The organism is Massilia sp. DD77 (assembly GCF_036961685.1).
In the GTDB taxonomy this organism is placed as follows: Bacteria; Pseudomonadota; Gammaproteobacteria; order Burkholderiales; family Burkholderiaceae_D; genus Telluria.
On record NZ_JBAMDH010000074.1, the window covers coordinates 1 to 8579 of the forward strand.

The window sequence follows — 8579 nt, forward strand, 5'->3', positions numbered from 1 at the left end:
CTTCGCGGGGACGACGGGCATAAGCAAACTAAGCAAATGCGTTTGGGCTGCTCGGCCTTAGCGGATCCGCATCCCCGGCGTCGCGCCCGGCATCGGGTCGAGCAGGTAGAGGCCCGGGTTCGCCTTCTCGTCGGCGGCGGAGGCGCACAGCACCATGCCTTCCGAGACCCCGAACTTCATCTTGCGCGGGGCCAGGTTGGCCACCATCACGGTCAGCTTGCCGACCAGGTCTTCCGGCTTGTAGGCCGACTTGATGCCCGAGAATACGTTGCGGTAGCGGCCTTCGCCCACGTCCAGGGTCAGGCGCAGCAGCTTGCCGGCGCCTTCCACGTGTTCGCAGTTGACGATCTTCGCTACGCGCAGGTCGATCTTGGTGAAATCGTCGATCGAGATTTCCGGGGCCAGTTCTTCGATGTCGCCCGACGCCGCGGCTTCAGCGGCCGGCGCGGCGGTGTCGGCTGCGGCCGGAGCCGCGGCCGGAGCGCCGGCCGCCGGAGCGCCGGCCGGTTTGTCGAAGAGATTCTCGACCATTTTCGCGTCCACGCGCTGCATCAGGTGGCTGTAGGCGCCGATGGTGCGACCCAGCATGGTCTCGTAGACGGCCGCGCCGTGGGTGTCGGCCCAGCTCAGCTCGGCGTCGCCCAGGAACTCGGACACGCGCGCCGCCACCTGCGGCAGCACCGGCGACAGCATGACGGTCAGCTGGCGGAACAGGATCAGGGCGGTGGTGCAGACGTCGTGCAGCTCGGCCAGCCTGGTTTCGTCCTTGGCCAGGATCCAGGGCTTGTTCTCGTCCACGTACTGGTTGGTGACGTCGGCGATCTCCATGATCTCGCGCAGGGCCTTGCCGTACTCGCGCGCCTCGAAGCTGGCGGCGATGCTGGCCTGGCGCTCCACGCCTTCGCTCATCAGGGCCTTGCAGATCCAGCCCTTGGCATCGCCGGAGAGGCTGTCGGCCAGCTTGCCGTCGAACTTCTTGGCGATGAAGCCGGCGCAGCGGCTGGCGATGTTGACGTATTTGCCGATCAGGTCGCTGTTCACGCGGTTGACGAAGTCTTCGCCGTTGAAGTCGAGGTCTTCGACCCGGGCGTTGAGCTTGAAGGCCAGGTAGTAGCGCAGCCATTCCGGGTTCATGCCCAGTTCCAGGTAGCGCAGCGGCGAAATGCCGGTGCCGCGCGACTTCGACATCTTCTCGTTGTTGACGGTCAGGTGGCCGTGGACGGCGACCTTCAGCTTGTCGATGATCGGGTGGCCCGAGAAATTCAGCATCGCCGGCCAGAACAGCAGGTGGAAGGACACGATGTCCTTGCCGATGAAGTGCAGCTGTTCGGCCTGCGGGTCGTTCAGGAAGGCCTCGAAGTCCAGGCCCTGCTTGTCGAAGTAGTTCTTGAGCGAGGCCAGGTAGCCGACCGGCGCGTCCAGCCACACATAGAAGAACTTGCCCGGCGCATCGGGGATCGGGATGCCGAAGTAGGGCGCGTCGCGCGAGATGTCCCAGTCGGCCAGTTTCTCGCCCGATTCGCCGAGCCATTCCGAGACCTTGTTGACCATTTCCGGCTGCAGGCGGCCCGGAGTGTTCAGCCACTCCTTCAGGAACTGGAAGCAGCGCGGGTCGGACAGCTTGAAGAAGTACTGCTCCGAGGGCTTGAGGACCGGGGTCGAGCCCGTGAACACCGAGAACGGGTTGATCAGCTCGGTCGGCTGGTAGGCGGCGCCGCAGACTTCGCAGTTGTCGCCGTACTGGTCCTTGGCGTGGCAGGTCGGGCACTCGCCCTTGATGTTGCGGTCGGCCAGGAACATGCCCTTGACCGGGTCGTAGAAGCGGTCGACGGTCTTGGTGACGATCAGGCCGGCATCGCGCAGCTTGCGGTAGATACCCTGGGACAGTTCGACGTTTTCCGGCGAATCGGTCGAATACCAGTTGTCGAAGGCGATGTGGAAGCCGTCCAGGTACTGCGGGCGGCCGGCGGCGATCTTGGCCACGAACTCCTGGGGCGTGATGCCTTCCTTCTCGGCGGCGATCATGATCGGGGTGCCGTGGGTGTCGTCGGCGCAGACGAAGTGCACCTGGCGCTGCATACCACCATCGCGCTGCATTCGCTGGAAGCGGACCCAGATGTCGGCCTGGATGTATTCCATCATGTGGCCGATATGGAAGGCTGCGTTGGCGTAGGGCAGGGCAGTGGTGACAAACAGCTTGCGGGTCATGGTCGAGACGCTCTGGTTATATGAAAAGAAGCATTTTAACAGCGGATGGCCTTGTTCGCGCAGGGGGTATTGCTCGCGTGGCGGCCGATTTTGCCATTCCGGCAAGAGGGTGAAGTGCGTTTTGCGCTACACTTTCGGCCATTACATCCGGAGATCTACATGAGCATCACTGAGAACGACGTCAAGGCGGCCCTGTCGGCGGTTATCGATCCTAACACCCAGAAAGACCTGCTTGCGTCCAAGTCGGTCAAGCACGTCCAGGTCAACGGCGCGGATGTCAGCTTCGAGATCGAGCTGGGCTATCCGGCGGCCAGCCAGATCCCGGGCATCCGCGAGCAGGTCGTGGCCGCCGTCAAGGCGCTGCCGGGCGCCGGCAATGTCAGCGCCAAGGTCTACAGCAAGATCGTCTCCCACGCGGTCCAGCGCGGCCTGAAGGTCATGCCGAACGTGAAGAACATCATCGCCGTCGCCTCCGGCAAGGGCGGGGTCGGCAAGTCGACCACCGCCGTCAACCTGGCCCTGGCCCTGTCGAGCGAAGGCGCGAGCGTCGGCATCCTGGACGCCGACATCTACGGTCCTTCGCAACCCATGATGTTGGGGATCAATGGCCGTCCCGAGAGCCGCGACGGCAAGACCATGGAGCCGCTGGAGAACCACGGCGTGCAGGTGTCCTCGATCGGCTTCATGATCGACCCGGACGAGCCCATGGTCTGGCGCGGCCCAATGGTTACCGGCGCGCTGCAGCAACTGCTCGAGCAGACCAACTGGCGCGACCTGGACTACCTGATCGTCGACATGCCGCCGGGGACCGGCGACATCCAGCTGACGCTGTCGCAGAAGGTGCCGGTCACCGGCGCCGTGATCGTCACCACCCCGCAGGACATCGCCCTGCTGGACGCGCGCAAGGGCCTCAAGATGTTCGAGAAGGTCGGCATCCCGATCCTGGGCGTGGTGGAGAACATGTCGACCCACATCTGCTCGAACTGCGGCCACGTGGAGCATATCTTCGGCGAAGGCGGCGGCGCCAAGATGTGCCAGGACTTCGGCGTCGACTTCCTGGGTTCGCTGCCGCTGACCATGTCGATCCGCGAGCAGACCGATTCCGGCCGTCCGACCGTGGTGGCCGATCCGGACGGCGCCGTGGCCGCGGTCTACAAACAGATCGCGCGCAGGATCGCCATCAAGGTGGCCGACAAGGCCAAGGACATGAGCGCCAAGTTCCCGAGCATCGTCGTCAAGAACGACTGACACCCCCCCAGGCCTGCGGGCCTGGACGCTGCTGCGCATCTGTCCCGCCTCTCTCCGAAGACTTGTAGGAAAACTCTGAATTTGCCCCAGCCGCGTGTGCGGCTGGGTCGCGGTGCTATGATGACCGGCATTGCTTTCATGCAATTTGGAAATAGTCGACGGACCGCCGTTCCGGCTGCCAGGCTGCGCCGGGCATCAGTTTCCCGGTCCGTCCCTAGGGAGAGTCCGCCTTGTCGACCAGTGTGCAGATCCCGGTGCAGGACCATGCATCCGTGCCCAGGCACGTCGTGCGTTTCTATCACGATGCCGCGACGGTGCTGGCGGAAGTCGCCGAATTCCTCGACCGGGGCTTGCGCGGCGGCGGCGCGGCCATCGTCATCGCCACGCCCGGACACCTCGCGAGCCTGCGGCAGCAGCTGGCGGGTTTCGGCGCGCCGGAGGGGCGGCCCGGCTGGTTTCCGGGCGAACTCATCCTGCTTGACGCGGCCGACACGCTGGACCGATTCATGGTCGGCGGCTGGCCGGACGCGCAGCGCTTCGAGGCGGTGGTCGGGGCCACGGTGCGCCGGGCCTGCGCATCCGGCGCGCCGGTCCATGCCTTCGGCGAGATGGTCGCGCTGCTGTGCGAGCAAGGCCTGTACGACGCGGCCGTGCGGCTCGAGCAGTTATGGAACGAGCTGGGCGAGGCTTGCCGTTTTTCCCTGTTCTGCGCCTATCCCTGGCATCTGTTTCCGACCGAAGACCTGGCCGCGCACTTCCACCGCGTCTGCTGCGAGCACGACCACGTTGGCCGGGAAGGCGGCGCGCCGGCGGAGGGGCCGCAGGACTTGTACCGCCAGCTCGCCGTCCTCGAGCAGAAGAACCAGGCCCTGCGCCGCGAGGCCGCCCGCGCCCGCGAAGCCGAGCAGACGTTGCGGCACCGCGAGCGCGAACTGGTGGACTTCGTCGAAAACGCCGCCGAAGGCCTGCACCGGGTCGGACCGGACGGCGTCATCCTGTGGGCCAACGGGGCAGAGCTGGCCCTGCTGGGCTACCGCTGGGAAGAATACGTCGGGCGCCACATCGCCGAATTCCATGAAGACCAGGACGTCATCGACGACATCCTGCGCCGCCTGAAGGCGGGCGACACGCTGCACGACCAGCCGGCGCGCCTGCGCTGCAAGGACGGCACGCTGCGCCACGTGGTCATCAGTTCGAACGCCTGCTTCGAGGACGGCCAGCTGCGCTACAGCCGCTGCTTCACGCGCGATGCGACCGAGCGCCAGCTGCTGGAGCAGGCCTACCGCGAACGCGAGGCGCTGGTCGCCGAGCTGTCCCACGCCAACCGCGCCAAGGACGAATTCCTGGCCATGCTCGCCCACGAGCTGCGCAATCCGCTGGCGCCGGTGAGCGCGGCCGCGCAGCTGCTGGCGGTGGCGGCCGAGGACCCGGAGCGCGTGCGCCAGGCCGCGGCGGTGATCGCGCGCCAGGTCGGCCACATGAAAGGCCTGATCGACGACCTGCTCGATGTTGCCAGGGTCACGCGCGGACTGGTCGCGCTGTCCCGGGCCCCGCTCGACCTGCGCTACGTGGTGTCCGAAGCGCTGGAGCAGGCCGCGCCGCAACTCGATGCGCGCCGCCACCGGCTGGAAGTCGAGCTGCCGCCGGAACCCGCGCTGGTCAGCGCCGACCGCAAGCGTATTGTCCAGGTCGTGGTCAACCTGCTGGTCAACGCCGGCAAGTTCACGCCCGAGGGCGGCACGGTGCGGGTGCGGATGCGCATGCTGGCGGACGAGGTCGAGCTGACGGTGGCCGACAACGGGATCGGGATCGATGCCGAGCTCGCCACACGGGTGTTCGACCTGTTCGTGCAGGGGCGGCGCACACCCGACCGGGTGCAGGGCGGACTGGGGCTCGGCCTGGCCCTGGCGCGCAGCCTGGTGGAGTCGCATGGCGGCGCCATCGCGGTGCACAGCGACGGCGCCGGCAAGGGCAGCCGGTTCACGCTCCACCTGCCGCGTCTCGAACAGCGGCCGCCCGGCCTTGAAACGCCGGCCGCCCCGGCGCCGGCGGACCGGGCCGGGCAGCCGCTGAGCATGCTGGTGGTGGACGATAACCGCGACGCGGCCGACGCCCAGGCCTGCCTGCTGCAGGCCTGGGGCTACCCGGCGCTGGCCTTGTACACCAGCGCCTCGGCGCTCGAGGCTGCAGCGTCCAGCTGTCCGCAAGTCTTCCTGCTCGATATCGGCTTGCCGGATGTCGACGGACTGGCCCTCGCCCGGCGGCTGCGCGCCATGCCGCAGGCCGCCGGCGCGGTGCTGGTCGCCGTCACCGGCTATGGCCAGGACAGCGACCGCGCATCGACCAGCGCGGCGGGTTTCCATCATCACTTGGTCAAGCCGGTGGATGCGGCCGAGCTGCTGGACCTGCTCGGGCGGATCGCGCGGCAGGCGGGCGGCGCCTAGCCCCGGCAGGGACCCGCCTGCCGCACGGCGAGCGGGCGGAGTACGCTGACTCCAGCCCGCAGGGAGAATGCCATGACCATCAAACCGGCTTGATTGTTCGCCAGCGCCGTGCTGTGCGGCTCCGTTGGCGCCGAGGCCCGCCGCCAGGTGGACCTGGATGCGCCTGGCGCGCTCGAACAGCTGCACCGCGGGCATCCCTCCCACTTCCAGGCCGTCACCCGCATCCTGCGCGAAGCGCCGGAACGCAAGCCGCAGGCGCTGGCCGGCTGGTTGCGCACCGCCTTCGAAGCGCGGATGGCGTCGGCCATGCCGATCAAGGCCAGCTATCCGCCCCGGGCGCGCCCGGATTTACGCTGGACGATACCCAATACCGGGCCGTGGTGACCTTGTGCAATGTCGAGCCCTCCCTGAATCCGGCCGCGCGGCCCTGAGGGCCGGCGCACTGTTGCCGCTCCCGCTCCCGCTCCCGCTCCCGCTCCCGCTCCCGCTCCCGCTCCCGCTCCCGCTCCTTTCCGACGCCTTTCTGTTCAGAATTAAAGTCACCCGGATATTTCCTACCTAAACTCGGTTCTTGGAGCGTCTTGCCAAGGCGCCAGGGTGCGGGATGGGAACCAGATGAACGACAATCGTGCGGGCCGGGGCGGACGCTATCTACAGCGCATCCACCGTTTCATACCGGCCCCGCTGCAGCAGGACGCCGCCGTGACGGCGCGCGCCGGGAACGTCGTCAATGCCGCCGTCATGGCCGGCACCGCGGGGCCGCTGTATGCGCTGGCCTGCTGGCTGCTGGGCTTGCAGACGGCGGCCGTGGAGATCATGCCGTGCTGCGCCTGCATGCTGATGGCGCCCGCCGTGCTGCGCGCCACCGGCTGCATCCCTGCCGCGCGCGAACTCTCGCCAACTGCGCCGTGATGAACCGCCTGCGCCAGGCCGGCGTGGTGATCTCGATCGGCGATTTCGGCACCGGCTATTCGAGCCTGAACTACCTGTGCGAGCTGCCGGTGGACATCCTCAAGATGGAGGGGCTGTTCGTGCGCCGCCTGGGCGCGCAGGCAGGGCGGGCCCGTTCGTATGCGATCGCCGAAACCGTCGTCGCGATGGCGCACCGCCTCGGCCTGTCGGTGATCGCCGAATCGGTCGAGATCCAGGAGCAGCTGCTCGACCTGTGCGCCATGGGCTGCGACGCGGCCCAGGGTTACCTGTTCGGCCGCCCGCTCGCGCCCGAGAAGGTCGCCGCGCTGCTGGTGCGCCAGCCGCAGGCGGCGCTGCCCGCCTGATCGCCGCGCCCCCTGGCGCCAAGCGTTTATTCCCTAGAATGCTGGAGGACCCCGTGCTGAATGAAACCGTTCCTTTCGACCCTGCCCAGGACCTGCCCCTGCTTTCCGCATCGGGCGCCCTCGACGGCAACGTGGCCCAGTTCGCGCAGCCGCGCGGCCCAGACCTGCTGCGCCGCGGCGCGGCGCTCGACGCCTGGTGTGCGCTGCGCGCCCGCCACGGCGTCTGGCCCTGCGCGCGCGTGCTGGAAGGCCCGCCCGAACCGCGTGCCACCGTGGGCGACGGTGGGGCGGCGGCCGCGCGCGGGATCAATTTCGCCTCCCAGGACTACCTGTCGCTGGCGGCCCACCCCGCGATCGCCGATGCCGCCTTGCGCGCCCTGGGCGAGGCCGGGCCGCACAGCGCGGGTTCGGCGGTCCTGCTGGGGAACACGCGCTACTCGCTCCAGCTGGAGCAGGCCCTGGCCGAACTGCTCGGTTTGAGCCAGGTGGTGCTGTTCCCGACCGGCTGGGCGGCCGCCTTCGGCGCGATCACGGCGCTGGTGCACGGCGCCGACTACGTGGTGATCGACCAGCTGGCCAATGCCTCGCTGCGCCAGGGCGCGGCGGCGGCGACCCGCAACGTGCTGGCGCACCGTCACCTGGACTGCGACCACGTGCGCGAGCTGCTGGCCGGGATCCGCGCGCGCGACAGCGCCAACGCGATCCTGGTCGTGACCGAGGGCCTGTTCAGCATGGATGCCGACAGCCCGGACCTGCCGCTGCTGCAGCACGTGTGCCGCGAATACGGCGCCACCTTGCTGGTGGACGTGGCGCACGACCTGGGCGCCATGGGGCCGGGCGGGCTCGGGGTGATCGGAGCCCAGCGCATGCAGGGACGGATCGACGTCGTGCTGGGCGCGTTTTCCAGGACCTTCGCCGCCAACGGCGGCTTCGTCGCCTGCGCCGAGCGGCCGGCGCGGCGCCAGCTGCAGCTCTACGCGGGGCCGCACATGTTTTCCGACGCCTTGTCGCCGGTGCAGGCGGCAGTGGTGCTGGAAAGCCTGCGCATCGTCGCGTCCAGCGAAGGCGACGGCTTGCGCGCCGACCTGATGCGCAATGCCGTCGAACTGCGCGCCCTGCTGGCGGAATGCGGCCTGCGCTGCCTGGGCGAGCCTTCGCCCATCGTACCGGTCTGGATGGGCACGGAAGCGGCCGCCCGCATCGCCGGCATGCTGCTGGCGCGCGACGCGGTATTCGTCAACCCGGTCGAGTACCCCGGGGCGCCGCTGGGCGCGGCGCGCCTGCGGCTGCAACTGATGGCCAACCATACGCCGGCCCAGGTGCGGCGTGCGGCGCGGCTGCTGGGCGCGGCCGCAACGCGGGCTGGTGCTGGTGTCGGTGCTGGTGCTGGTCCTGGTCCTGG

Annotated in this window: 7 protein-coding genes; 6 read left to right on the forward strand and 1 reads right to left on the reverse strand. The window is 68.5% G+C overall.

Annotated features, from left to right (window positions below; all coding sequences use genetic code 11):
- Positions 1-57 precede the first annotated feature (57 nt).
- The gene (gene metG / locus V7778_RS24670; RefSeq protein WP_335560232.1) at positions 58-2208 is read right to left on the reverse strand and encodes a methionine--tRNA ligase; all 2151 of its coding nucleotides are present in this window, start codon (positions 2206-2208) and stop codon (positions 58-60) included.
- A gap of 159 nt (positions 2209-2367) precedes the next feature.
- On the opposite strand from metG, the gene apbC reads away from it, so the two are divergent.
- The 6 genes from apbC to V7778_RS24700 form a co-directional block, all read left to right on the forward strand.
- Positions 2368-3456, forward strand: a complete 1089-nt coding sequence (apbC, locus tag V7778_RS24675; RefSeq protein ID WP_335560234.1) for an iron-sulfur cluster carrier protein ApbC — start codon at positions 2368-2370, stop codon at positions 3454-3456.
- Between the two features lie 230 nt (positions 3457-3686).
- A complete protein-coding gene (locus V7778_RS24680) occupies positions 3687-5900 on the forward strand; it encodes a hybrid sensor histidine kinase/response regulator (RefSeq protein ID WP_335560237.1) in 2214 nt (737 codons plus the stop codon).
- A 93-nt stretch (positions 5901-5993) separates the two neighbouring features.
- Positions 5994-6284: a hypothetical protein gene (locus V7778_RS24685; RefSeq protein WP_335560239.1), complete on the forward strand. Its 291-nt coding sequence runs from the start codon at positions 5994-5996 to the stop codon at positions 6282-6284.
- A 231-nt stretch (positions 6285-6515) separates the two neighbouring features.
- Positions 6516-6812 carry a hypothetical protein gene (locus V7778_RS24690; protein WP_335560240.1) on the forward strand — a complete coding sequence of 99 codons (297 nt, stop codon included), beginning with the start codon at positions 6516-6518 and terminating at the stop codon, positions 6810-6812.
- The gene (locus V7778_RS24695) at positions 6812-7177 is read left to right on the forward strand and encodes an EAL domain-containing protein (protein WP_335560242.1); all 366 of its coding nucleotides are present in this window, start codon (positions 6812-6814) and stop codon (positions 7175-7177) included. Before V7778_RS24690 ends, V7778_RS24695 begins: the two co-directional genes overlap by 1 nt.
- Before the next feature lie 53 nt (positions 7178-7230).
- Positions 7231-8579 (forward strand): aminotransferase class I/II-fold pyridoxal phosphate-dependent enzyme (locus tag V7778_RS24700; RefSeq protein WP_335560243.1); only part of this gene is annotated, 1349 nt, incomplete at its 3' end.

What these genes read in the sequence shown, in the direction of transcription:
- metG (WP_335560232.1), bottom strand. Translation starts at nt 2,208, where the DNA reads ATGACCCGCAAGCTGTTTGTCACCACTGCCCTGCCCTACGCCAACGCA.
- V7778_RS24695 (WP_335560242.1), top strand. Translation starts at nt 6,812, where the DNA reads ATGAACCGCCTGCGCCAGGCCGGCGTGGTGATCTCGATCGGCGATTTC.
- apbC (WP_335560234.1), top strand. Translation starts at nt 2,368, where the DNA reads ATGAGCATCACTGAGAACGACGTCAAGGCGGCCCTGTCGGCGGTTATC.
- V7778_RS24690 (WP_335560240.1), top strand. Translation starts at nt 6,516, where the DNA reads ATGAACGACAATCGTGCGGGCCGGGGCGGACGCTATCTACAGCGCATC.